The sequence below is a fragment of the Thermosynechococcus sp. PP555 genome (assembly GCF_031583225.1).
Classification (GTDB): Bacteria; Cyanobacteriota; Cyanobacteriia; order Thermosynechococcales; family Thermosynechococcaceae; genus Thermosynechococcus.
The window spans coordinates 1,126,485-1,148,975 of sequence record NZ_CP134168.1; the positions used below are offsets into that span (position 1 = coordinate 1,126,485).

The 22,491-nt window shown below is 50.3% G+C and carries 25 protein-coding genes; 10 read left to right on the plus strand and 15 right to left on the minus strand.

Annotated features, from left to right (window positions below; all coding sequences use genetic code 11):
• Position 1: 1 nt before the first annotated feature.
• The 3 genes from RHH27_RS05260 to RHH27_RS05270 form a co-directional block, all read right to left on the minus strand.
• A complete protein-coding gene (locus tag RHH27_RS05260; RefSeq protein WP_206201381.1) occupies positions 2–493 on the minus strand; it encodes a YajQ family cyclic di-GMP-binding protein in 492 nt (163 codons plus the stop codon).
• A gap of 2 nt (positions 494–495) precedes the next feature.
• Positions 496–1,782 carry an ABC transporter substrate-binding protein gene (locus RHH27_RS05265; RefSeq protein WP_206201382.1) on the minus strand — a complete coding sequence of 429 codons (1,287 nt, stop codon included), beginning with the start codon at positions 1,780–1,782 and terminating at the stop codon, positions 496–498.
• 142 nt (positions 1,783–1,924) lie between these two features.
• On the minus strand, positions 1,925–2,287 hold the full coding sequence (locus tag RHH27_RS05270) for a hypothetical protein (RefSeq protein WP_206201714.1): 363 nt from the start codon (positions 2,285–2,287) through the stop codon (positions 1,925–1,927).
• 207 nt (positions 2,288–2,494) lie between these two features.
• Between RHH27_RS05270 and petB the strand changes: the two genes are divergently transcribed.
• Together petB and petD are read left to right on the plus strand one after the other, a co-directional pair.
• Positions 2,495–3,142, plus strand: a complete 648-nt coding sequence (gene petB, locus RHH27_RS05275; protein ID WP_011056639.1) for a cytochrome b6 — start codon at positions 2,495–2,497, stop codon at positions 3,140–3,142.
• A gap of 106 nt (positions 3,143–3,248) precedes the next feature.
• Positions 3,249–3,734, plus strand: a complete 486-nt coding sequence (petD, locus tag RHH27_RS05280) for a cytochrome b6-f complex subunit IV (RefSeq protein ID WP_011056640.1) — start codon at positions 3,249–3,251, stop codon at positions 3,732–3,734.
• Between the two features lie 57 nt (positions 3,735–3,791).
• Here the strand turns inward: petD and RHH27_RS05285 are convergent, their stop codons facing one another.
• Complete coding sequence (locus RHH27_RS05285) at positions 3,792–4,322, minus strand: NYN domain-containing protein (RefSeq protein ID WP_302676561.1); 531 nt, start codon at positions 4,320–4,322, stop codon at positions 3,792–3,794.
• A gap of 396 nt (positions 4,323–4,718) precedes the next feature.
• The gene (locus tag RHH27_RS05290; protein WP_302676560.1) at positions 4,719–5,192 is read right to left on the minus strand and encodes a hypothetical protein; all 474 of its coding nucleotides are present in this window, start codon (positions 5,190–5,192) and stop codon (positions 4,719–4,721) included.
• Positions 5,193–5,367: 175 nt separating this feature from the next.
• Between RHH27_RS05290 and RHH27_RS05295 the strand changes: the two genes are divergently transcribed.
• The 6 genes from RHH27_RS05295 to RHH27_RS05320 all read left to right on the plus strand — a co-directional run bounded on the left by RHH27_RS05295 (position 5,368) and on the right by RHH27_RS05320 (position 10,332).
• Entirely contained in the window at positions 5,368–6,819 is a 1,452-nt protein-coding gene (locus tag RHH27_RS05295) for an ATP-dependent DNA helicase RecQ (RefSeq protein ID WP_302679038.1), read from the plus strand.
• 120 nt (positions 6,820–6,939) lie between these two features.
• On the plus strand, positions 6,940–7,638 hold the full coding sequence (locus RHH27_RS05300; RefSeq protein ID WP_206201386.1) for an FxLYD domain-containing protein: 699 nt from the start codon (positions 6,940–6,942) through the stop codon (positions 7,636–7,638).
• A 35-nt stretch (positions 7,639–7,673) separates the two neighbouring features.
• Complete coding sequence (locus RHH27_RS05305; RefSeq protein WP_206201387.1) at positions 7,674–8,459, plus strand: HAD family hydrolase; 786 nt, start codon at positions 7,674–7,676, stop codon at positions 8,457–8,459.
• Positions 8,460–8,524: 65 nt separating this feature from the next.
• Positions 8,525–8,806: a hypothetical protein gene (locus tag RHH27_RS05310; protein ID WP_206201388.1), complete on the plus strand. Its 282-nt coding sequence runs from the start codon at positions 8,525–8,527 to the stop codon at positions 8,804–8,806.
• 150 nt (positions 8,807–8,956) lie between these two features.
• Positions 8,957–9,523 carry a DUF2808 domain-containing protein gene (locus tag RHH27_RS05315; protein ID WP_206201389.1) on the plus strand — a complete coding sequence of 189 codons (567 nt, stop codon included), beginning with the start codon at positions 8,957–8,959 and terminating at the stop codon, positions 9,521–9,523.
• A 122-nt stretch (positions 9,524–9,645) separates the two neighbouring features.
• Entirely contained in the window at positions 9,646–10,332 is a 687-nt protein-coding gene (locus RHH27_RS05320) for a 1-acyl-sn-glycerol-3-phosphate acyltransferase (protein ID WP_302679039.1), read from the plus strand.
• Positions 10,333–10,338: 6 nt separating this feature from the next.
• Here the strand turns inward: RHH27_RS05320 and RHH27_RS05325 are convergent, their stop codons facing one another.
• Both RHH27_RS05325 and hslO read right to left on the minus strand, forming a co-directional pair.
• Entirely contained in the window at positions 10,339–11,712 is a 1,374-nt protein-coding gene (locus RHH27_RS05325) for a 1-acyl-sn-glycerol-3-phosphate acyltransferase (RefSeq protein WP_206201391.1), read from the minus strand.
• A 26-nt stretch (positions 11,713–11,738) separates the two neighbouring features.
• On the minus strand, positions 11,739–12,638 hold the full coding sequence (hslO, locus tag RHH27_RS05330; protein WP_206201392.1) for an Hsp33 family molecular chaperone HslO: 900 nt from the start codon (positions 12,636–12,638) through the stop codon (positions 11,739–11,741).
• 139 nt (positions 12,639–12,777) lie between these two features.
• On the opposite strand from hslO, the gene mazG reads away from it, so the two are divergent.
• Positions 12,778–13,899 carry a nucleoside triphosphate pyrophosphohydrolase gene (mazG, locus tag RHH27_RS05335; protein ID WP_310742773.1) on the plus strand — a complete coding sequence of 374 codons (1,122 nt, stop codon included), beginning with the start codon at positions 12,778–12,780 and terminating at the stop codon, positions 13,897–13,899.
• Here mazG and RHH27_RS05340 read toward each other — a convergent pair.
• The 3 genes from RHH27_RS05340 to trxA are packed head-to-tail and all read right to left on the minus strand — an operon-like array spanning position 13,896 to position 16,210.
• Positions 13,896–15,644 (minus strand): ABC transporter substrate-binding protein, encoded by a 1,749-nt coding sequence (locus tag RHH27_RS05340; protein ID WP_302679040.1) that lies wholly within the window; start codon positions 15,642–15,644, stop codon positions 13,896–13,898. The two genes, mazG and RHH27_RS05340, sit on opposite strands and share 4 nt — an antisense overlap.
• Positions 15,644–15,865, minus strand: coding sequence for a sulfur carrier protein ThiS (gene thiS, locus RHH27_RS05345; RefSeq protein ID WP_302679041.1), 222 nt, complete (start codon positions 15,863–15,865; stop codon positions 15,644–15,646). The genes RHH27_RS05340 and thiS overlap by 1 nt, the downstream gene beginning before the upstream one ends.
• 21 nt (positions 15,866–15,886) lie before the next feature.
• Entirely contained in the window at positions 15,887–16,210 is a 324-nt protein-coding gene (trxA, locus tag RHH27_RS05350) for a thioredoxin (RefSeq protein WP_149817697.1), read from the minus strand.
• A 207-nt stretch (positions 16,211–16,417) separates the two neighbouring features.
• On the opposite strand from trxA, the gene psaX reads away from it, so the two are divergent.
• A complete protein-coding gene (gene psaX / locus RHH27_RS05355; protein ID WP_081711791.1) occupies positions 16,418–16,528 on the plus strand; it encodes a photosystem I protein PsaX in 111 nt (36 codons plus the stop codon).
• A gap of 180 nt (positions 16,529–16,708) precedes the next feature.
• Here the strand turns inward: psaX and RHH27_RS05360 are convergent, their stop codons facing one another.
• From RHH27_RS05360 to RHH27_RS05380, 5 genes are all read right to left on the minus strand, one after another.
• Positions 16,709–17,077 carry a YccF domain-containing protein gene (locus RHH27_RS05360; protein ID WP_206201395.1) on the minus strand — a complete coding sequence of 123 codons (369 nt, stop codon included), beginning with the start codon at positions 17,075–17,077 and terminating at the stop codon, positions 16,709–16,711.
• On the minus strand, positions 17,074–17,448 hold the full coding sequence (locus tag RHH27_RS05365; RefSeq protein WP_302676553.1) for a hypothetical protein: 375 nt from the start codon (positions 17,446–17,448) through the stop codon (positions 17,074–17,076). Before RHH27_RS05365 ends, RHH27_RS05360 begins: the two co-directional genes overlap by 4 nt.
• Before the next feature lie 168 nt (positions 17,449–17,616).
• Positions 17,617–18,111, minus strand: coding sequence for a hypothetical protein (locus RHH27_RS05370; RefSeq protein ID WP_302679042.1), 495 nt, complete (start codon positions 18,109–18,111; stop codon positions 17,617–17,619).
• A 41-nt stretch (positions 18,112–18,152) separates the two neighbouring features.
• Complete coding sequence (locus RHH27_RS05375; RefSeq protein ID WP_302679043.1) at positions 18,153–20,639, minus strand: dynamin family protein; 2,487 nt, start codon at positions 20,637–20,639, stop codon at positions 18,153–18,155.
• A gap of 102 nt (positions 20,640–20,741) precedes the next feature.
• A complete protein-coding gene (locus tag RHH27_RS05380; RefSeq protein ID WP_302679044.1) occupies positions 20,742–22,415 on the minus strand; it encodes a mechanosensitive ion channel family protein in 1,674 nt (557 codons plus the stop codon).
• Between the last annotated feature and the right edge of the window lie 76 nt (positions 22,416–22,491).

Below are 22,491 nucleotides of genomic sequence, written 5' to 3' on the forward strand. Positions count from 1 at the left end.
CCTAGCGGTAGTTCGTAAATTGTAATGGCACGGGGTAATCCTCAGTTTTCAGGCGCTGGATCACTGCTTGTAGATCATCCTTTGATTTGGCACTGACCCGTACCACATCCCCTTGGATCGCGGCTTGCACCTTCTTAAATTCATTGCGGATAAGCTTGCTAATCTCTTTGGCTAGTTCTGAATTGATCCCGCGCCGCAATTTGATCAACTGTTTGACCCGTTGACCACCCGCTGCTTCCACAGGCCCATAGTCAAAAATTTTCAGAGACAACTGCCGCTTCGCCGCCTTCTGTTGCAGAATCGTTTGCACTGAATTGAGCGTAAATTCACTATCGGTGTGAATTGTCAGTCCCTCTTTTGTCAGTTCAAGGGTGGTCTGGGTATCCTTGAGGTCATAGCGGGCTTTGATCTCTCGCTCCGTTTGATCCACTGCATTGACCAGCTCTTGCCAGTCAAAATCACTCACAATATCAAAGGAAAATGTGCTTGCCATGCCTAGGGTTTTTGGGGATTCACTTGACCAATTACCTTTAATTTACCGTCATCAGTGACCTGCCAAATGTCATAGACCCCGACAACATCGCCATTTTCATCAATATCGACATTGCCACTGGCGCCTTGATAGTTGATTTCTTTGCCTTCCCGCAGTAAAGCCAGTCCCTTGCACACATCATCCACTTCTTCCCCCGGTGCGTTGGCCACATCGCGCAATTTGCTGCGAATCCCTTCACCCGTATTTTGTCCTGCGGCCTGTGCAGCTAGTACAAGGAGCGCGGCGGCATCCCAAGTCTGAGCACCAAAGGCCGGCAGATCGCTCCCTTTTTTAGCACGCCACAGTTCTCGCAGGCGACTCAGGGCTTGACCATCGGCGCCGGGAACGGTTCCCTTGGCACCGGCAATAATGTATTTGCCATCGGGAGTACGGCCCACTTGCTCAGGGAAACTTTCGGACTTGACGCCATCGGTGAGGAGAATGGCCACGTTTTGGGTGAGACCTTGCTCAAAGGCGGATTTCAGGAGCAGGCTACCCGTTTCCGGATACAAAATAGCCACCACCGCATCGGGGTTCCCGCTAAAAGCGGCAGCGGCTTCTGTTGTGAAGGTGGTTGCCCGCTCATCATAACGGGTGGGGCGGTCTTCATTGATCACGGTTCCCCCTAGGGCTTTGAAAGCGCGGGTAAATTCCTGCTCAAAGCTGCGGCCATAGTCATTGTTGATCACCACGGTGGCGACTCGTTGATACCCCTGTTCTTTGGCCAGTTGGGCAAGGGCTTGGGCTTGGTAATTGTCGGGGGGAGCAGTGCGTGCCCAATAGCCGTTAAAGTCTCCTTTCTTGGCGCGTTCAGTCAGGAGTGTACTCGTACTGCCGGGGGAAATTAGCATCACTTGACCGCGGGTGGCAATATCGGCGGCGGCATTGGAGACACTACTGCCAAAAGAACCAACGACTCCGGCAACTCGGTCAATCTCCACCAACTTCGTCATCGCTTCTGCCCCAGAGGCAGGATTGGATTGATCATCAGCAGCAATAAGCGTGACGGGCTGGCCATTAACACCACCACAGGCATTCACCGTTTCCACCAGCAGGGGGACAACTTCAGCTATAGGGGTTCCCACCGAGGCTAAGTCGCCGGTTGAGGGCAACAATGAGCCAATCCGCAGCCCCTCACCCGTTGGGGTTGTGGTGGTGGTGTCCGCCTCGCAGGCGCCAATGGTAAAGAGGAGGAGTAATCCTGCAAAAATCTTGGCAGCTGCCCATCCGCTTGACGGCTTCTGACCCATAGCTATACACCCTCACAATTTGTCAGCATGCTACTGCAACTGCGGGAATCTTGCAATGCGCAGAGAGGATACCCTGCACAAAAAAAGGGGCATTCCCACATCAACAGCCCCTTTACATCCAATGCTCTGTGGATGAGGTTTCCTAGGTAGAGGGACGAACTTGCCGCGCCATATTCAAGAAGGCAGCCATATTAGCCCCCGGACGACGCCGCGCAAAACGGGTGTAGGGAACACTGGGGGTGACAGGGGTGGGGGTGGGTTCTGCGGGAGCTGTGGCAACGGGGGTGGGTGCGGCGGCAACGGGTTGAGCGGGTTGAGGAGCAGGAGCAGGTTCAGGGGTCGAGGCAGGTTCTGCCGCTTTAGTAGGGGTTGGCGGTGCAGCAGGGGCAGCCGTGCTCTTATCTAATTCAATGTAAAACTCGCCCTTTTTGCCCAAACCAAAGAGTTTCGCGATTGCCCCCAATAGGCCAAAAATCGCACCAAAGAGTTTCTTCAACAGATTCATCTCAAAGCCTCCCAAGCGGTCGTTGTGAGTAAGGTAGCAGAGGAGACAGCCCCAAGTTAGCATCCTGAAGCTGTTGAGACTTTATTATCGGACGCTCGGTGGCGCCAATCAACCTGAGAGTGCCGGTAACTCAATATGGAAAGTCTGAGAGGGCATATGTTACATTTTTCAAAGTAAAGCAGCGGTTTCGCAGGACTAATCACTGTTATGAACAAAGTTTACGACTGGTTTGAGGAACGCCTCGAAATTCAGGCGATCGCTGACGACATCACCAGCAAATATGTGCCGCCTCACGTAAACATTTTTTACTGTCTGGGTGGCATTACCCTCACCTGTTTTTTAATCCAATTTGCCACGGGCTTTGCCATGACGTTTTACTACAAACCGACGGTGGCTGAAGCCTTTGCCTCTGTGCAGTACATCATGAATGAGGTCAACTTTGGCTGGTTGATCCGCTCCATTCACAAGTGGTCGGCCAGCATGATGGTCTTGATGATGATTCTGCATGTCTTCCGCGTCTATCTTACCGGTGGCTTCAAGAAACCCCGCGAACTTACTTGGGTGACGGGTGTGGTCTTGGCGGTGATTACCGTCAGCTTTGGGGTCACGGGCTACTCCCTGCCTTGGGATCAAGTGGGCTACTGGGCGGTCAAAATCGTTTCCGGTATCCCTGCGGCGATTCCCGTGGTGGGCGATCAACTGGTGGAACTAATGCGCGGTGGTGAAAGTGTCGGTCAAGCCACACTCACTCGCTTCTATAGCTTGCACACCTTTGTGCTGCCGTGGTCGATCGCCGTCTTTATGCTGATGCACTTCCTGATGATTCGTAAGCAGGGCATTTCGGGTCCCCTGTAAGCCAAGCATCAAGAAATGTAACAGAGCCTGCTCTTTTCGGCGGTTCCACTTGTTATGCTCCAAGTAATCTCCCCCCTTGCTGACCCTCTAGGAGAACGATTGATTTATGGCAAAAGTTTTGAAAAAGCCTGATTTAACGAATCCGGCGCTGCGGGCAAAACTGAAAAAAGGCATGGGCCACAACTACTATGGCGAACCCGCTTGGCCCAATGACCTGCTCTATATCTTCCCCGTGGTGATTATGGGCACGATCGCCCTTGTGATCGGTCTAGCGGTGATGGATCCTGCCATGGTCGGTGAGCCAGCGGATCCCTTTGCCACCCCCTTGGAAATTTTGCCGGAGTGGTACCTCTATCCCACCTTCCAGATTTTCCGGGTGGTGCCCAACAAGCTGCTGGGGGTGCTCATGAATGCCTCCATTCCCTTGGGCTTGATGCTGATTCCTTTCATTGAAAGTGTCAACAAGTTCCAGAATCCTTTCCGTCGTCCTGTGGCCATGACAGTCTTCCTCTTTGGCACATTGGTGACGCTATGGCTGGGGATCGGTGCTGCTTTCCCCTTGGATAAGTCGCTGACTCTCGGCCTGTTCTAGACATCTTAAGAAAACACCTCATTTGCTTGCGCATCTGGCGATCGCTGGGTGCGCTTTTTAGTTGGGATTTTGCGAGTCAGTTTTTTCAATAAAGGGTCGAATTTCGTTCAAATCAATGTAGCGATCGGTGGCATTGCGCAGCTCACGGGCAATCATGCCTTCGGTGGAAACAACCGTAATGTGGGTGTTTTTAGAGCGCAGGAGTTCGATCGCCCGCTCAAAATCGCCATCGCCACTAAAGAGAACCACGCGATCGTACTGACCGACGGTGTTGAACATATCAATCACAATTTCAATGTCTAAATTGGCCTTTTGGTAATACTTGCCTAGGGTCTCGTCGTAATATTCCTTCAACAGCTTTGTGCGCACCGTATAGCCAAGGTTAATGAGGGCATCGCGAAACGAACGCTGATCTTGTATGTCCTTGAGGCCGGTGTACCAAAAGGCGTTCACCAATACAATGTTGGGGTCACGGGTAAAAAATTCGAGAACACGACGGGGATCAAAAAACCAGCCATTTTTCTGCTGGGCATAGAACATATTATTCCCATCGATAAAAATTGAGAGCCGTTCTTGATGGGGAAGCATAATTAGGGAGAACCTATAGATCAGTGATGTATGTGTAATAGAAGAACCGTTGATAGAAGTTTGAATAGGCGATGGGTTTTATACATTCTATAGGAGAGAATTTGACAGGATTCAAGGGAGCAAGAGCTAGTCCTTCAACAGGTAACAAGATAAAAAGAAGGTAAAAAGAAATATACGATAAGTTTTGCGATCGCTCGTAATCAGAAAAGTAAAAGTTCGCCAATGGTTCAGTGGGAACACTTTTAAGAAAAAGAAAACATTTATTAATGCTTTTTAACCACTGCAATCTATTTTAATGGAACTGCATAGCGGATGCTATAGTTTTTTCTTTGGCGATCGCCCCTTAAACACCAAAAAAGGGGGCAGTGCCCCCACGGGTTCACTTTGCGGCTGAATCTAGTAGAGGGCACGTACCGGCGGAGCTGGCATCACCGCTGGGGGGGGTGGGGGGGCAAAGAAGGGTTGTTGCGGCGGCGGCAGTGGCGACTCCACCATCAAATTGCAGGGAAAGGGCGTACCGTACATCGAGGTACAGAAGGGACTATCAAGATCACGGGTGCGCACAGGGGGTTGATTGCTTTGCTGATACCACGCATCCGTAGAAACGTAGTTGATCCGCCGTGCCCGATTCACAATGTCATTATCCCGATAGGTGGGAAGCCCAAACGTAAAGGCCGCGTCGCCAGCGATCGAATCATCTTGCCAGTACCCCTGACTGCCATCAATACGATCAAAAGCCTGCGGCAAGGTGGGCTGACTGACAGGAAATTGTTGGGGATTGACGGGTTGGCGGCGGCTTTGGGCAGTTGCCGGAGCGACCACCGCTGCCAACATTGCCACGCATACCAGCGGCACAAATTTCATGCCCATAGGTTCATCTCCATAAGCGTTTTACACTTCGGCAACAGTGATAGGCCTAAAGGGTCTTAGGTATCCTAGGATTTCTTGCTTAAAATTATTCTAAATTCACTCCTCTTGCTGTTCCCAGAAGACTGTGCCGCTTTTTGCAACGCTGAGACTTCTCATCAAGGCTTAAGCCAGTGCAATGCCGGATGCCGATTTAGATCTCATACAGGCCGCCCTACAACAATACTGGGGCTATTCTGAGTTGCGATCGCCTCAAGCAGAGGTGATGACGGCACTCTTACAACGGCGGGATGCCTTAATTGTCCTCCCTACCGGAGCGGGCAAAAGTCTTTGTTTTCAATTGCCAGCAGTGCTTCAGGGCGGATTGACGCTGGTGATCTCGCCGCTGCTTGCCCTCATGGAAAATCAGATCACTGAATTGCGGCAACGGGGTCTTGCGGCAGCAGCCTATCATAGTGAACTGCCCAGCCGCCAACGCCGCCAGATTCTCTCGCGCCTAACCCACTACCGCCTGCTGTATCTTTCGCCGGAGTCCCTATTTTCCACCCCCCTTTGGCAGTGCCTCTGTGCAGCACCGATTCAACTCAATGGCTTGATTGTGGATGAAGCCCATTGCCTTGTACAGTGGGGCGATCGCTTTCGACCCGTTTATCGTCGCTTGGGAACGGTGCGGCCTGCCCTGCGCCAATGTAAACCGCTGCACCCCCGGCTGGCGATCGCTGCTTTTACTGCTACCGCCGATCCCAATGCCCAACGCACCCTCATTGAGGTTTTAGGTCTAGAGCAGCCTGTGCAGATCATTCACAGCCCCTATCGTGCCAATCTCCATTTAGCCGTACGCTCTGTGTGGAGTCGGGGGTATCGCCGCCATTGTCTCCAGCAATTTCTCAAGCAGCAGGGCAGAACCTCAGGCTTGATCTATGCCCGCACTCGCCGCGACTGTGAAACCTTGGCCACTTGGCTTCAGGAGCAGGGGTACCGCACCACCGCTTACCATGGCGGACTGCCGGCAGCACAGCGACGCCAAATTGAGAGCGATTGGTTGCAGGATAAGCTACCCTTTGTGGTCTGTACCAATGCCTTTGGTATGGGGGTGAATAAACCCAATGTGTGTTGGATTTGCCACTATCAGCCACCCCTGCAACTCAGTGAATACCTCCAAGAGGTGGGACGCGCTGGGCGAGATGGCCAACCAGCACAGGCACTGGCCTTGGTGAGCGATCGCTGGGGTTTAGATCGCGAAGATCAACAGCGTTGGCACTTTTTTCAGCGCCAAAGTCAAGATACTTACAATCGCGCCATGGCACTTCAGACGCATCTGCCCCTCAGGGGTAATCTTCCGCAACTGCGACAACACTTTCCTGAGGTGGAACTGACCCTAGCATTACTGCATCAACAGGGGGCACTCCGCTGGCAAGACCCTTTTCACTATTGCTGTCAACCCTTAGCACAGGTGCCACCGCCGCCCAAAGACACTCAAGAACAGTTGATGCAAGAGTTTCTCTATCACCGCGGCTGCCGCTGGCAGTTTCTCCTCCAAGCCTTTGGTTTTGCCACTGAGGCAGGGGGATTGCGTTGTGGCCATTGCGATCGCTGTCGGCCTGCGAACCGTACCTGTAAAATACCGTGAATTCACAGATTGGTATCACTGGGACTTTGTGTACACTGGCACATAGAACGGTAGGTTTACCATCGGTAGGTACAGGTTTCCCAGCAGTCATTCTGTTGCCACAGGGTAGGGGTTGTGGGCATGGGGCTACTACAAGTTGAGCAAATTCGCGAAACACTTCAGGATGTGCTTTCAGAACACGCCGTTGTTGTGCAGGTGAACCAGTTTCGCAACCAATTAAACATTGTTTTGAACAAACCCCCCGGCACCGTTGCCCACTATTCTGCCTTGGTGGGTCTCCTCAAATCCCGCTTGGGACAGTTTCACCTCGACGATATTGCTCGCATTAAAATTATTGGCCGCATTCAAGGTTCGCCTAAACCCGATTGGGAAGAGGTCATTGATCTACGCCCCCCCAACCCAGCCCTAGCTGCCCCTGTGTATGCTTCCTCGGCTCCGTGGGTGGTGGCGATCGCCGCTGGGGTTGTGAGTTTACTAGTGATCTTTAGCTATCATCTCGGTCAGTGGCAGCAACAGCAACGCATGCAGCACTTGATTGGCGGTACCCTTGCGCAACAAGGCGTCACTATGGCCGATTTTAAGTGGCACATCGAGGGCGGTGCACCGTTTATTGTGGGCGTTCTGAAAAACTACAGTGAAGAGCACTTGCGCATGATTCAGGCGGACTTTGAACTTTTTGACAAGGCAGGGCAGCGGGTCGGCGCCGTTTCGGTACAGGTTTATGGCCTTGGCCCTGAGGAAACTTGGCACTTCCGTGAACCCGTGGGCAATCATCAGGCAGTGCGAGCACGACTGGTAAAATTACAGTCATTCCATTAAGTTTTCCCCTAAAAGGGGTAGAGTAAAAACCCTCTATGGCTCACCTCAACGCCCTGATTTTTGACGTGGATGGCACCTTGGCGGACACTGAGCGGGATGGCCATCGCATTGCCTTCAATAAAGCCTTTGCTGCGGCAGGCCTAGATTGGGAGTGGGATATTCCCCTCTATGGTCAACTGCTGGCGGTGGCGGGGGGTAAGGAGCGCATGAAGTATTACCTTGATTGCTTTCGTCCCGATTGGCCACGTCCCCAAAATTTGGATGCCCTGATTGCCGACCTGCACAAGGCGAAGACCCGCTACTATACGGAGCTATTGGCAGAAGGGGCGATTCCCCTGCGGCCGGGGGTGAAACGGCTGCTCACTGAAGCCCGTGAAGCAGGATTACGTTTGGCGATCGCCACCACAACCACCCCTGCCAATGTCACCGCACTCCTTGAAAATGCCCTTGCTGCTGATGGCGTCAGTTGGTTTGAGGTGATTGCCGCTGGGGATGTGGTGCCCGCCAAGAAACCTGCGCCCGATATTTACTTCTACACCCTTGAAAGAATGCGCCTCTCGCCCCAAGAGTGCCTTGCCTTTGAGGATTCCGCCAATGGGATTCAGGCAGCCACCGCCAGTCGCCTAGCGACCATTATCACGATCACCGACTACACCAAGGATCATGATTTTCGGGATGCAGCGCTTGTCTTGGATTGCTTAGGGGAACCCGACTACCCCTTTCAAGTGATTCGCGGTGAAGTGGGCTGGACCACCTATGTGGATGTGCCCCTATTGCGATCGCTCCACCAACAGTGGACAAGTACGTTGAGTCACCGATGATTTTCTGGCCACAGCGTTTTACAGTGAAGAATATACGAACCTAGCCTGAGTGATTAAAGAACGCAATGTACACGATTGATTTAATTCTGCGTCATGTCCCCATGCCCGTGAGCATTGAACGCAAGGAAAGTGCCGCAGCGACAGCAGTCTATCAGCAAATTCAGCAGGCGATGGCCAGTGGCACCCCGACTGTCCTCGAACTGACGTGCGATCGCCAAGTGGGCAAGAAGTTAACTGTCCTCACCTCAGAAATTGTGGCCGTACAGATGGCCGATAAGGATGCCCCCTCCAGTGTCGCCAGCCGGGGGGGATTCTTTGCTCAGTTGGTGCAGCAAACCAGCAATTAAGTAAAAATCTCTCAATAAAGTTTAGTTTTTCTTCGCAATGGTGAGTCTTTGCCGTTAGGATACTAAGCAGACTGATCCGTAGGGGAACGTTGAGCGAATCCTCCCCGTCTGAAAGTCAGGTATCTGTGGTGTGTCGTAATAGGGTTGTCTATGGTGAAGCGTTTCCTACCGGTTCTGATTCTGTTGGGGTGTAGTCTTGGTCTTGTGACCCCTGCCCTTGTGCGAGCTCAAGTCAATCAGGGTTTTACCTTCACTTGGGGAGATGGTCCCAGTGGACGGCAGCAACTCCAGTACCATTTAGAAAACGGTACGCCCGGCTTTATGGGCGATCGCTACTGGCTGCGCTTGGGGGAACAAAAAGTCGCGATTAATCGCATTAACATTACTTATCCCGATTACTACAACGGCATTATTGATCCTAGGGGTATCGAGGTACGGGTGGGGGGCGATCGCGGGAATCGCTTTTTTCAATTCCGCCGTAATCTTGGCCAAAAAATTGAACTAGCGGAGGTGTCCCTTGACCGCGATAACCGCGTCATTGACATCGTACCCGCAGAGGTCATTCCCGCAGGCACGCCCGTGCAAGTGATCCTCAACAATGTGCGCAATCCCAATCATGGCGGGATGTACTACTTCAATGCGCGCATTGGCTCCCCCGGCGATATTCCCCTGATGCGTTATATCGGGACTTGGATTCTGAGTATTGCCAATAACTAAGCCAATAACTCACTGGAACTCAATTTGCCAATTTGCGAACTGGTTCGCCATCCCTAGCCAGATTGGGGCGATCGCCCGAGGCTAGTCTTTGTGTGTCACAGCCGGTTCACTCTTCACGCCTGATGCTAGATTCTGTCAAGTCTTCATTCCCCCACATTTCGCCTCTCCTCACTCCCCTGATGTACCGTCTGGTGGGGGATATTGTCCTGCGGCGCTATTTTCGTACCCTTGAGGTGCAAGGGCAGGAGCAGATACCCAAAAGGGGGCCCGTGATCTTGGCACCCACCCATCGTTCCCGTTGGGATGCGCTCATTATTCCCTATGTGACGGGACGGCGGGTGAGTGGACGCGACCTCTACTACATGGTCTCCCACGATGAAATGCTGGGACTGCAAGGCTGGGTAATTGGTCAGTGTGGTGGTTTTCCCGTCAATACCCAAGCGCCTTCGGTGAGTGCCTTGCGGACAGGTGTGGAACTCCTGCGGCGGGGACAGGCCTTGGTGGTCTTTCCTGAGGGCAATATCTTTCGCGATCGCCAGATTCATCCCCTAAAGCCGGGCTTGGCGCGTTTAGCCCTTCAGGCAGCTCAGCGCTGTCAAGAAGCGATCCAGATTCTGCCGATTTTACTCGATTATGCTCAGCCCTATCCGCAGTGGGGAAGCGAGGTCAAGGTGATCATTGGTGCTCCCTTGAGTACGGGCAATTACAATGTTACCCACCCCAAAAGTGCTGCCCAAGAACTGACGAGTGATCTTTTGAGGGCACTGCAGCAGCTTCAAGAGGGGCGATCGCTCCTGTGTTTGGCTTGAATCCCTCTAAGAATCCGTAGGCACAATTAGCGCTTCAAATTGCTGGCGAATCTGGTCAGTGACTTCCTTAACGGCCTGTCGTGCCCCTTGGCGATCGCGACGATACAGCGGCCAATAGCTCTCTAAATTGAGGGGGTCTCCGACACTGAGGCGCACCTGCCGCAAGCCCACCAAGCGATTCACATTGGGGCTTTTTCCCTCTAACCAATCAAACGTCCGCCAGAGGATCAGTGCCACATCGGCAAAGCGATCAATCGTGAATTTCTCACGGATATAGCTACCCGTAATCGAGGTAAATCGCTCCGCAAGACGCATATGACGTAATCGCACATTGGCTTCCTCGGCCAACCAATCGGCTAAACAGCGCTCTACGGCAGACAGTTGTGCCAAATCACCGCGAAACATCCGTTCCCAAGCGGCCTGTTCAATCCGTCGGCAGCGACTCACAAAATCTTCACTGGCCTTAAGACCAAAGTAGGACTCTGCCACTACAAGGGCACTGTTGAGGAGTCGCTGAATCCGTGCTGCCAATTCGGCATTGGGGGAGTCAAAGGGGGGCAGTTCGGGAAAATCTTGGCGGTAGGACGTGGCATAAAAGGTCTCTAGGCGATCCAGCAGGTGCATCGCTAAATTGAGCAGGCGGCGGTAGAGGTCCTGCGGTTCGGTACTCTGAGAATTGGTGGGGCAGCCAAGGCGGTTCTCCAGTTGTGCCATCAGCATGGCCATGCGTTCCCAAGAGGGCTGACTGAGGCTGTACTGAATGCCAACGGGGAGAATGACCACAGGGAGCGATCGCCCCGCCTTCGTCAAATCTTCCAGACACCAAAATCCCAGTTGTGCCACGCCCGGCTCTAAAGGTGCGACCAGTTCATTGTGTTCATTCGTTGCCCCCTCCGGCGCTGCTGCTAGGGGAAATCGTCCCTCCAAGAGTAACTCCCGTGCCGATCGCAGGGCTTGGCTATCGAGCTTGCCGCGCATGATGGAAATCCCCCCCAACCGTGAGAAGAGCCAACCAATTTGCTCCCCTGCCCAGAGGGGAATCCCGCGATCGTAGAGAAAATAACCATTCGTGGGGTGACGCAAGCGAATGCCCAGCCGCCGTGCTGTTTGCGGCAATAGATGCCACATCAAATAGCCCATCACCAAAGGATCATCCGTACAAGGATGGCGAAAGGCAATGAGGAGCCGCACCTGTCCCCGCTGAAACTGCTCGTAATAACGGGCAAGGGTCTCGACATTCACCCCTTCCACCCGATTGAGACCAAGGCCGTAGCGGATGTAAAAGGGCAGGAGCCGTGCCGCCGTCCACCAAACTGGATAGCTAAACCGCTGGGGGAGAAAATGCAACGGGGGTTGGGCAGTCGCAACCACACTGGACATGACGCAAACTCCTCAGAAACAAGGGTTTAGACTGAGGCAGTGGCCAACTCCGCAATCAACTGTTCCAACATCGGCTGATCCGCCCAATAGACAGCATTACAGAACTGACAGGTGGCTTCCGCCTTCGCCTCTGTGGCTAGAATATCCTTTAATTCTGCCTCCCCTAGGAGCTTGAGTGCCGCTAGCATCCGTTCATGGGAACAGCCACAGTGGAAGCGCACCATTTGCCGTTGGGGCAAGAGTTGCAAGTCCATATCCCCAAGGAGTTCCTGAAAGATATCTGGCAGTGTCCGCCCCGCCTGTAGCAGGGGTGTAAAGCCCTTGAGATTGGCCACCCGTTCTTCAAGGGTGGCGATCAGGTGTTCATCATTGGCAGCTTTGGGTAGCACCTGTAACATCAACCCACCGGCGGCAGTCACCCCGGCCTCTTCAACAAAAACGCCTAACATCAGGGCTGAGGGGGTTTGCTCTGAAGTGGCGAGGTAGTAGGTGACATCTTCGGCAATTTCCCCGGAGACAAGCTCCACCGTACTGGAATAGGGATAGCCGTAGCCAAGATCGTGGATGACGTAGAGATACCCCTGACGCCCCACTGCCGCACCCACGTCCAGTTTGCCCTTGGCATTGGGAGGCAGTTCAACACTGGGATACTGCACATAGCCGCGAACCGTGCCATCGGCACCCGCATCCGCGAAAACCGTTCCTAGGGGGCCATTGCCTTGAATGCGCACATTCACCCGTGCTTGGGGCTGTTTGAAACTAGAGGCGAGAATTAAGCCAGCGGCCATGGTTCGTCCCAAAGCAGCCGTGGCAACGTAGGAGAGTTGGTGGCGTTGGCGGGCTTCATCGGTGAGTTGAGTGGTAATGACGCCCACGGCACGGATGCCTTCAGCCGCAGCCGTTGCTCGCAACAGAAAATCTGCCATGATTAGCCTAAAGAAATGTTTCGTTACACTTAGTTTATCTCCTTTCAATTGACCCTAAGGGCAGCCACCTGACGGGCAACATTTAGGAGACCCCTAGCAAGAACATCAGGAAATTGGCGATGATAGGCAAACAATCGTGATGCAGCGTCCAGTGATTGCGCCTATGGCCATGTCCTTAACTGTTTTGTCGGCGGCAACTGTCTTGGCAGAAGCAACAGAATTGCCTGAAGGGGGTCTGATTACGGAGATTCCGACGCTGGCGATCGCCCACCGCTTAGCACACCACCTCCGCCACCACTGGCCTTTAGAGACACCCTTGACACTCATTGACGCCCAACACCAGAGCACACTCCTCACCCTTGGCGAATTGGCAGAACTAACAGAGGCCACCTGCCCGCTACAACTGTATGTGCCACCCCCCTTACCAGAGGCACTGATTCAATTTCAACGCTTGATTGACGTGGTTCGAGAACTGCGCCATCCTGAGCGAGGCTGCCCTTGGGATTTGCAGCAAACACCCACCACCCTCATTCCCTACGTTCTTGAGGAGGCCTATGAAGTTGTCCATGCCCTTCAAGAGGGAGACACCGGGGCGATCGCCGAAGAATTGGGAGACCTGTTGCTGCAAGTCGTGCTCCAGAGTCAACTGGCTCAAGAAGCCGATCAATTTACCCTCGCCCAAGTTATTCAAGGGATTACCAATAAGCTGATCCGCCGCCATCCCCATGTCTTTGGTGAAGTGGCACTCACCACTGCGCAAGAGGTGCGCGATCAATGGGAGCAAATCAAAGCGGCTGAAAAAGGGACTGAAGACCGCCTCCCCCTGAGTCAAAAGCTGCAACGCTATGCCCGTACCCTGCCCCCCCTGATGGCGGGTATGAAAATTGGTGAGCGAGCCAGTCGCGCTGGCCTAGATTGGCCAACCATTAGCGGTGCATGGGAGAAATTTTACGAGGAGCTGGCGGAGTTTCAGGAGGCCCTTTTGCAAGGGAATGCCGAGCAACAGGCTGCGGAATTGGGAGACCTGCTCTTTAGTGTGATTAACCTTGCCCGCTGGTGCCAACTAGATCCTGTGAATGCCCTGCAACAAACCTACCAACGCTTTATCCAACGCTTGGAGTGTATTGAGGCGGCCATCGATCGCCCCCTTGAAACTTACACCCTAGAAGAACTGGAAGCCCTATGGCAACAGGCCAAGGTACAGTTAGCCGCAGACAACCGAACCGAAGTGCCACCGGAGACCAAACCCGAAGAGGCCTAATCCATGGCTGCCATTTCCACTTTCAGTTCATCGAGATTCCACAGGGCACCCCCCAGCGCCGTGGGATTCGCGCCCACCACATGATTGCGAAAAGCCGTGAGGGAGAGGGGATTCACCAAGTAGATAAAGGGGAGATATTCCTGAGCCAGCCGCTGGGCTTCGGCGTAGATTTGCTTGCGGCGTTCTAGATTGAGTTCCTGTGCTCCCTGCACATAGAGATCACTAATGCGCTGCTCCCAGTCGGCCACCACTCGACCCGTGATCGGCGGTTGGTTGGGTGCCGGTTGCTGATTGAACGTATGCAAAAGGCCATCCACGCGCCAGATATTGGCACCGCTATTGGGTTCATTGCCACCCCCCGTAAAACCGAGGATATGGGCTTCCCACTCTAGGGAATTGGAGAGACGATCCACGAGGGTGCCAAAGGCCAAAAATTGCAGATCCACCTGCATGCCGATCGCCCCCAAGTCCTGCTGAATTTGTGTCGCTATCGCCTCACGGATTTTGTTGCCCGCATTGGTAATCAGTGAAAAGCGGACGCGGTTCCCTTGAGCGTCAAAGAGGCGACCTTGATTGTCGTAGCGGAAGCCTGCCTCTTGCAGTAATGCCTTGGCTTTGGCCACATCGTAACGGTAGGTGGGCAGTCCCTGCTCTGGGGAGAAGTAAAAGGGACTTTGGACGGGAATGGTGGAATGTTGGGGTGCCCCTAAACCTTGGTAAATGTTGTTAATCATCCGCTGGCGATCGAGGGCATAGGCCACTGCCTGACGGAACCGCACATCGTTAAACCACTCGGACTTCACGGGATCCACAAGGGGCTTGCCATTGCGGCGACCGCGATTGAGATTAAAGGAAAGGAAAAGGGTATTGGGACTCGGCCCACTGTTGTAGATGCGAAACTGGCCGCGCTTTTCTTCCCGCTTGAGGAGGGAAAACATCTCAGGGGTGACGGCAAATAGATCCAGACCGCCCGAGCGAAATTGCAGCATGGCGGTGTCGGTGGATTCCACAATTTGCCAAATAAAGCGTTCCAGATGGGGCAGGGGCGATCGCCAGTAGAAGGGATTGCGCCGAAAAATCAACCGCTGGCTATTCACATAGCGATCCATGACAAAAGGGCCATTGCCAACAATTTGCCGTGGATCCGTATCAGTTCCCCACATGGACAAAAACTTCAACCGCCCTTGGCTATCCCGTTCTCGTACTGCTTGCCGCAGCAGATGGGCGGGTAAAATCGGCAAGCCAGTATTGCGTAAAAACGGCGCAAAGGGTTCAGGGAGCTTAAACGTCACTTGGCGATCGCCTTGGGCGGTCACTTCGGGCAGCAGCCCCTTCTGGCCAATACGGAGAATATCGCGGCTACTGGTGGGAATCTCAGGATTGAAATAGATCTCATTGTAGGTGAAGACCACATCCTCACTGGTGAGGGGCATCCCATCCGACCATTTCAGATTCGGCTTGAGTTGAAAGACAATCTCGAGGGTTTCAGGCTTAATTTGCCAAGATTCAGCGAGGGCTGGCTCCAGCTCACCCGTGAGGCCATTTTCTTGAATTAACCCTGTATAAAGGTAGCTAAAGACATTGGGGGACTCTTGGCTCAGGGCATAGTTAAAGGTTTTTGGGTCTGAGGTGACGGCGGTCACCAATTGGTTGCCACGCGGCGTAATTAGGCCAGCACAGCTTCCGAGGCTGAGGGTGCATAGACAAACCAGTAGCGCAATTAGAGGCCATCGCCACCCGCGCATCAGCCGCCACCGACAATCGTGACAATTTCCAAGCGATCGCCCGCCTGCACATAGGTGGTTTCCCAAAACTGCCGATGTAAAATCTCACCATTGTATTCAATGGCAACAAGGCGGGGGTGAATGTTGAGCAAGTCACAGAGTTCTGGAATCGAGAGCGATCGCCTCAGGGTGTGAGGAGTGCCATTGACATGGATGACGATCGCTGGCTCAACAGGAACCATAGCAGTAGGGGCGTATCCAGCTTAGAGGAACTGGGCAAGGGTTGCTTCAATTTTGGTTTTGGGTACTGCACCCACCAAAATATCCACCTTTTGGCCGCCCTTGAAAATCATCAGTGTTGGGATACTGCGAATACCGTAGTCGGTGGCCACCTTAGAGTTTTCATCGGTATTCACCTTGACAACCTTGACCCTGCCCTGATACTCATTGGCAATTTCGTCAACAACGGGAGCCACCATACGACAGGGTCCACACCAAGGCGCCCAAAAGTCTACCAGTACAGGAATATCGCTATTTAATACTTCTTCTTCAAAGGTGGCATCTGTAACGGACAATGCACTGGACATAAACAGAACCCTTATAACGAATTTGTAGCCTTAAAAATATACTCTAGCAACCTTTAGACCAATCTTGGGCTTTAGATTATTTTTTGATACCCTAGGCAGTCTAGCTCGCGGCTAGGTTTGATTTGCAGTATATCACGTCGCCCTCGGCATACAGGAGACTACCGGCGTATAATAGGATTGCCGTTTCCTATCCAGAGGATGTCAACTATGGCAACAAAATCTGCAAAACCCACCTACGCTTTCCGTACCTTTTGGGCTGTGCTGCTGTTGGCCATTAACTTCTTGGTTGCCGCCTACTACTTTGGCATCCTCAAGTGACGCTCATCCCGCTAGTGAAAGTCCCTGCGGGTGCGGGCAATCTGTTCATGCAGCTTTGCCACTTTCTGTTGAATCTTCTTCCAGTTGGCTGACCCAATCTGTTTCCGCTTCAGTCTGCGTTGCAGCAATTGAAGCTTGCGTAAGCATCGAGGGGGCACCCTAGCCCCCCATTACTGGTAATCACTTCAACTCACGGCCAAAGGGCAGTAATCCTAAAATCATCAGCTTGAAATGCTGCTGCGCAAAGGGCAGGCCAATAATCGTCACCGCCAAGAGCAACCCCCAAAAGAGGTGATTGAGGGCAATGCCCCAGCCCACAACCAAAAGCCACAGGATATTAAAGATCATCGTTAGGGTGCTGTTGGCATCGGGCGCTTCAACAATTTGCTTTCCAAAGGGCAATAGAGCACTCCAACCCAGTTGAATCGCTTTAATCCCAAAGGGAATGCCAATGATCGTCAGGCACAGCGTCACACCGCCCAGCATATAGCCAATGCCCGTCAGGAAGCCGCCAAAGATCAACCAAATGATATTGCCAAGAAGACTCATGATCCGCTGCTCCAAACATTACCTAAGCCTAGCCTAGCAAGTAGCCAGTCGAGGAATTCTGCATAGGCAATCTGAGTCTGGAACCATGACGGTGGCAGTTGTCCAAAATAGGTCATCGCAAACTCAACTCTCACATCCCGTTCACGGTTGTAGCGCTGTTGGGGTGTAAGTGCATTATCTTGGAGGGAAAGGCGCAGGAGTCGCTGCACCCTCTCGGCTGGAATTTCCTTTTGGAACTGTGGTGCTTGGTAGGCATAGGCACTATAGAGTTGAGGTCGCTCTGTAGGAAGCAGCGCTAAGCACCACTGCTGAACGATTTCTCGACACTGAGGTATCTGCTCCTGAAGAAGAGCGTGCGCTTCTTGAACCACTGCTAGGGAACCTTGCTTCAGTAATAGTTGTGACTCAAGTGTTTGACAATTTGACCCATTGCAGCCTCACAGATCACTCCTCCTGTGCGTAGCAACTCACCACTAAAAAGCCCATTCAGAATGTCTGGAGTAACGTCAAAAGTGACTGTGAGCGGAAATTGTATGATGTTACCCTACCTTAGTAAAGTACCGATCAATGATTTCAGGATCAACTGCTTTTGAAATCTCTTCTACCGTTGCATTACCAACTAACTGAGAAAGTGCTTCTTCTAAATCAATCAAGCTTTTTGCTTTATTTCTGAAATCAATCGAGGAAACACTAGGATCTAGCTTGATTTTGACTAAAAAGAAATCTGTTTCCCTACAGTCTTTTTCATTTATTATTTTTTTATTTGTCCAAATTATATCGCAATCTTGGTTAGAACAGCTATAGATATATTTCACTTTCCGAAGGAGAAGGTTGCAACTTTGCTTATCTAGAGATTTACTAATATTCTCAATAAATTTACGATCTGATTCGCGAATTGCTAAAATCAGAAATAGATTTCTTTCAGAAGGCAAGTTGTTTTTTATGATATCTAATAAAATACTCCCAGCAACTAAAACTAATACTACACCTGCACTAATCACTAAAAGATTGAGACTAAAACTGAAAAAATTCATACCCTTAACCTTCATAAGACAGTAGATAAGCTAAACTCAGATTACACAGATTCAACCCCAGCTATTTTCTTTAATTTAGTCAGATTATCAATTATCAAATTATTCTGCTGATTTAAGTAATCTAACTCATCTTCATTTTTTTGTCTTTTTTGCTCTATTTCATGACGTTGGCTATCTAAGTATTCTATTGATGTTTCGGAAACTTGTTTTACTGTTTCTTGAATCCTTTCTCTTAAGTCATCTATTATTGCTGTAACCCATCTTGTGATCGCTTCAACAACTTTATTGTTAAATTCAGACGCCCCTAATGATGATTCCCAATTTTCATAAAGCTTGTTAATAATTGTTAGTTTTAAATCTTTGATTTCTTTTATTCTATTGTCACGATCAATACTAGAGCCAGCTGCTGCACCTAAGCCAAACCCAATAGCTGCACCAACCCCTGCAGTTGTAAGGCCAAAGATTAGACCTAGTAAAGCCCCAGTCATTCCTGCCAAGAATGCACCGCCTGCAGCAGCTTCCCCCGTGTCTTTAAGATTGGAAATAGGGATAGATATTCTTTTGGCTATTGACAAGTTTTTCAAAAGATCATCTACATTAGGATAAGATCGAGCAGCTTCAATACTAGTCTTAATACGTTCTGCAATACTCAATTGAGGTAAAATTTCATTTATTTTATGGATCAAGTTATCAAGAGTAATTTGGCTGTAGGAGTTAGCAAAGTTTTCAAGAGTGGAGCGATGGGCTTGAATGAGAAACCTAGTTCGTTCTTGACAAGCTTCTTCTATATCAAAATTAAGTACAATAATAGCTCCCTCAATTGCCTCCTCTACTTGGTTAATTATTTGATTTTTTGTGTTGTCATCCGCATCTAAAACATTAATTAGAATATCGATGCTTTTGTCAATAACTTCACTAAGGTTTTGGCAATTTTGAAGAACACGATTGAATAGATGGGGTTGAAGAATTTGCCTTAAATTATCGTATGACTTAGGTAAACTATGGCTATCATAATTTCTAGAGCCTCTCAAGTATTGATTTACAGGACTTAAAATTTCAATTGATAGATCTGTCTTGACTTCACTTGGAAAGTCAATTGTTTTAGTAACATTTCCTTGACACTGCTCAGGAAGTCTTAACTCTTTTATCTTGCTTCTTTTTTCAGTTTCAGTACTTTTAGATATCATCACATTACTTAACTGATTTAGTTTGTTACTGAATTCTTCAAAAGTTTCTTCTATCTTTTTTTGAATTTCTTTCTGTTTGGTTTCGATTTCTTGCTTTTCTTCTTCAATTTCTTCAATTGAGATTTTACGTTTAATTTCAAGAGCAGTACCTATCTCTGCTTGAAGATTTTTAGATTTGTTAATGAAATCTAATAAAATGGGTGCAAGAACACTTTGCCGAAATGATGACTGACAGTATTTACTTAAAGTTTGCCAAAATATCTTGCTGCCACTTATATTCAAGGCATAGTCTAAAAGTTTTTTAGATTCTTCTGATGTAAGTGCTGTTTTACGACGAGATTTCCGTCTTAGATCATCATAGAAATTAGCTATTTCTTCATTATATTTTTCTTCTCTTGTAAAAATGTTTGCACAATCATGCAGCAGGTTTTCTAGAATATCCAATTGATAGGCTGATTCTGAGTAAGCATGAATTAGCTGTGCATAGTAGAGGAATAGTGCTGTCATTGGAATGATTTCAGGTGGTGTGCCTAGCCCTAGGGTTGTTTGTATTTGTGCCTTCAAGTTCTGAATGCGCTTTTCTATTGAGTCGTCTTCACTCGTACGGCTATCTATCTTATTTAGAATGAAAATCATCATTTTGGGGTCTCCCCCAAACCACTCTACAATGTCTTTTAATTCTTTAAGAAGCGTTTCCTGTTTATCACTATCTGTTTCTTGATAATTAATTGTAACGATACTAAAGCAGCCTTTGATGGTATCCTGAATAAGCTTTAAGTTTTTTTGATCGTTAATTGATTCCAAGCCAGGTAGGTCAAGAATTTCGATGTTCACGCTCTCTGGTAGTCCAATTTTTAAGCGATCTATGACTGGCAAAATTGGGCAATAGACCTCAATTTCAGGGAAGGGAAGGTCGGACTCTACTTTTTTTCTTTCATGGTAACGAGTCATGCACTCCTTAATCTTACTGTAGATATCCTCATCAGTGAGGTTTTGCCAACCAATCGTGGGATTAATGACTAATCTATTTTGAAGGCTGTGATGAATGCGTAAAATTCCTGCACTCATTTGCTGTGCTTCAATTGGCGCAATTCTACGACCAATAAGGGCATTAACAAGGGTAGATTTACCTGAAGATGTAGTGCCAATAGTAGCAATGCGAAAGGTGGGATGTTCTAGCCGTTCTTTGGCTTCGGTGTAGGTATCGTAAAACTGTTGGAGTATTGCCTGTAAGTGAGGCTGGTTAAGAATTTGTGGATCGCGTTTAGTAATCTGGTTAACAGCAGTATCTACAGCCTTGAGGTGTTCGAGAGCAGCCTCCAAAAGACTAGAGATTTCCATGGTAGCAGTGAAGTACAACTAGCAATTTTGCTTGATTCTAGCACAGGATTTTTGGGATTGCCATCCAGTTTTAGAGTTTGTTAACGGATTCAATGACTTGAGCTATTTCGGTAGCGTAATGCGGAAGCCGGGGGGGAGATAGTCATCCCCTAAGTAGTTGCTGGGAATCGTGCTGGTGTTGCCATCCCGCAGTGCCAAGTAGCTTGGTGACATGATTTCGATACCCGCTTCGTTGCAGGCGTCTTGGAGGTTTTGATGCAATTCAGAAATGGTATAGCGTAGCCCCTTCCAGTTACGGGTGTAAACATTCAGCTCATAGGCGATGTGGTAGTCATTGAGGGCAATTTGCAACACAAAGGGGGCAGGATCATTGAGGATGTTTGTAGTGCGGCGACCCGCCTCAATCATGGCTGCATAAACGTCGCGCCAAGGGACATCATAGCCAAGGGTAATCGTAGTTTGCAAAATCAAGGGCTGACCCATTTCCCGAATGGCTACAGCGTAATTGATGACTGTGCTGTTGAGCAGTGACGAGTTGGGAACTGTAATCACTTGATTATTGAAGGCACAAATACGGGTGACAAGGAGCGTTTTTTGTACCACAATCCCCTTAACATCGCCGATTTGAATGAGGTCGCCCACCTGAAAGGAGCGAGTATAGATGAGAATGACGCCACCCACCACGTTGGCGATCGCCGAGGTGGAACCCAAGGAAAAGAGAATCCCCAAAAACACAGAAATACCTCGGAAGGCTGGGGAGTCAAAGCCGGGTAAGTAGGGAAAGACAACGACTGCCGCCAAAGCAATAATTAAAATTTGCAGCAGGTTGTAGGTGGGTTTTGCCCAATCGGTGTAGAAGCCCGGAATGACCAAACGCTCGGTTTCAAGGGCATAAAAAATCGCCCGCACCCCTTTCAAGATGTAGTAGGTGATAGCCACAATGACGGCGATCGCCACCAGATTAGGCAGATAGTTGCCAATACTCGTGAGAATAAATTCAAGGGAACCCAAGAAGTGATTGAGAAAATTCTTGCCAAAGGCGCGTGTCCAAGGAAAGAGATTGAAAACAAACGTCAGGTACAGATAGAGGATAAATAGCAGCAGCGCCAACCGCGTAAACTGCAATATCCGCAATAGCCAAAGCTCAACCGTTTCCTGAGAAATAATCTCAAAATTTTGCAGGCGTAAAGGGGGAATCCGCTCGCCACCCCAGCGGCTTACCGGCGGGAAAATCTTACCGGAGATGCGAATAATCACTGAACAGAGGATCAGGGTGAGAATCGTTGTTAAAACTGCAAAAACAGTATTTTTGAGCAGGTTTTGGGGAACGCGATCTTGGCGATAACGGGTAATGGCCTCACGAATGCGCTGGGCGAGTTCAATCGCTATTTCTTCTTGCGTTTCTAGGCGATCGCCCACATCGGCTTTTGTAATGGTGACGAGCGGGCGGTTGTCTTGAACCACGCTGACATTGTCGCGATCGCCCACTCTTTTGATGGTAATGCTCTCAACGGGAATATCTTCATCCTCTGCCACTTGCAGGATACGGCGTTGAATCGCTGCCGCCCGTTCCTCGGGGGTAAAGGAGCCAATGCCTTCACGCACCTCAAACAAAACTTCGCCATCGAGGATCACTAGGTATTCCTGAATCTCAGCCGCCGCTGGGGGTACTTGGGCATCTTGCGCCATTAAAGGCCACTGTGCCTGCCCCACCACCAGTAAAAAAGTGAACAATAGGCACAGGAAAAAGCGTGTCCAAAAGCGTGGCTTTGTCATAGATGGCGGGGATGCAGGCAGTTCATTCTCCATTTTTGGGTGAAATCCTTGCCTGCCGCTGCTTTAGCGAAGATCC

Excerpts from the sequence above, each read along its gene's own strand:
- hslO (WP_206201392.1), bottom strand. The coding sequence starts at position 12,638 with ATGGCAGATTTTCTGTTGCGAGCAACGGCTGCGGCTGAAGGCATCCGT.
- RHH27_RS05325 (WP_206201391.1), bottom strand. The coding sequence starts at position 11,712 with ATGTCCAGTGTGGTTGCGACTGCCCAACCCCCGTTGCATTTTCTCCCC.
- RHH27_RS05265 (WP_206201382.1), bottom strand. The coding sequence starts at position 1,782 with ATGGGTCAGAAGCCGTCAAGCGGATGGGCAGCTGCCAAGATTTTTGCA.
- RHH27_RS05300 (WP_206201386.1), top strand. The coding sequence starts at position 6,940 with ATGGGGCTACTACAAGTTGAGCAAATTCGCGAAACACTTCAGGATGTG.
- RHH27_RS05260 (WP_206201381.1), bottom strand. The coding sequence starts at position 493 with ATGGCAAGCACATTTTCCTTTGATATTGTGAGTGATTTTGACTGGCAA.
- RHH27_RS05315 (WP_206201389.1), top strand. The coding sequence starts at position 8,957 with ATGGTGAAGCGTTTCCTACCGGTTCTGATTCTGTTGGGGTGTAGTCTT.
- thiS (WP_302679041.1), bottom strand. The coding sequence starts at position 15,865 with ATGGTTCCTGTTGAGCCAGCGATCGTCATCCATGTCAATGGCACTCCT.
- RHH27_RS05320 (WP_302679039.1), top strand. The coding sequence starts at position 9,646 with ATGCTAGATTCTGTCAAGTCTTCATTCCCCCACATTTCGCCTCTCCTC.
- petD (WP_011056640.1), top strand. The coding sequence starts at position 3,249 with ATGGCAAAAGTTTTGAAAAAGCCTGATTTAACGAATCCGGCGCTGCGG.
- RHH27_RS05360 (WP_206201395.1), bottom strand. The coding sequence starts at position 17,077 with ATGAGTCTTCTTGGCAATATCATTTGGTTGATCTTTGGCGGCTTCCTG.
- RHH27_RS05370 (WP_302679042.1), bottom strand. The coding sequence starts at position 18,111 with ATGAATTTTTTCAGTTTTAGTCTCAATCTTTTAGTGATTAGTGCAGGT.
- psaX (WP_081711791.1), top strand. The coding sequence starts at position 16,418 with ATGGCAACAAAATCTGCAAAACCCACCTACGCTTTCCGTACCTTTTGG.
- RHH27_RS05285 (WP_302676561.1), bottom strand. The coding sequence starts at position 4,322 with ATGCTTCCCCATCAAGAACGGCTCTCAATTTTTATCGATGGGAATAAT.
- mazG (WP_310742773.1), top strand. The coding sequence starts at position 12,778 with ATGCAGCGTCCAGTGATTGCGCCTATGGCCATGTCCTTAACTGTTTTG.
- petB (WP_011056639.1), top strand. The coding sequence starts at position 2,495 with ATGAACAAAGTTTACGACTGGTTTGAGGAACGCCTCGAAATTCAGGCG.
- RHH27_RS05270 (WP_206201714.1), bottom strand. The coding sequence starts at position 2,287 with ATGAATCTGTTGAAGAAACTCTTTGGTGCGATTTTTGGCCTATTGGGG.
- RHH27_RS05310 (WP_206201388.1), top strand. The coding sequence starts at position 8,525 with ATGTACACGATTGATTTAATTCTGCGTCATGTCCCCATGCCCGTGAGC.
- RHH27_RS05380 (WP_302679044.1), bottom strand. The coding sequence starts at position 22,415 with ATGACAAAGCCACGCTTTTGGACACGCTTTTTCCTGTGCCTATTGTTC.
- RHH27_RS05375 (WP_302679043.1), bottom strand. The coding sequence starts at position 20,639 with ATGGAAATCTCTAGTCTTTTGGAGGCTGCTCTCGAACACCTCAAGGCT.
- RHH27_RS05290 (WP_302676560.1), bottom strand. The coding sequence starts at position 5,192 with ATGGGCATGAAATTTGTGCCGCTGGTATGCGTGGCAATGTTGGCAGCG.
- RHH27_RS05295 (WP_302679038.1), top strand. The coding sequence starts at position 5,368 with ATGCCGGATGCCGATTTAGATCTCATACAGGCCGCCCTACAACAATAC.
- RHH27_RS05305 (WP_206201387.1), top strand. The coding sequence starts at position 7,674 with ATGGCTCACCTCAACGCCCTGATTTTTGACGTGGATGGCACCTTGGCG.
- RHH27_RS05340 (WP_302679040.1), bottom strand. The coding sequence starts at position 15,644 with ATGCGCGGGTGGCGATGGCCTCTAATTGCGCTACTGGTTTGTCTATGC.
- trxA (WP_149817697.1), bottom strand. The coding sequence starts at position 16,210 with ATGTCCAGTGCATTGTCCGTTACAGATGCCACCTTTGAAGAAGAAGTA.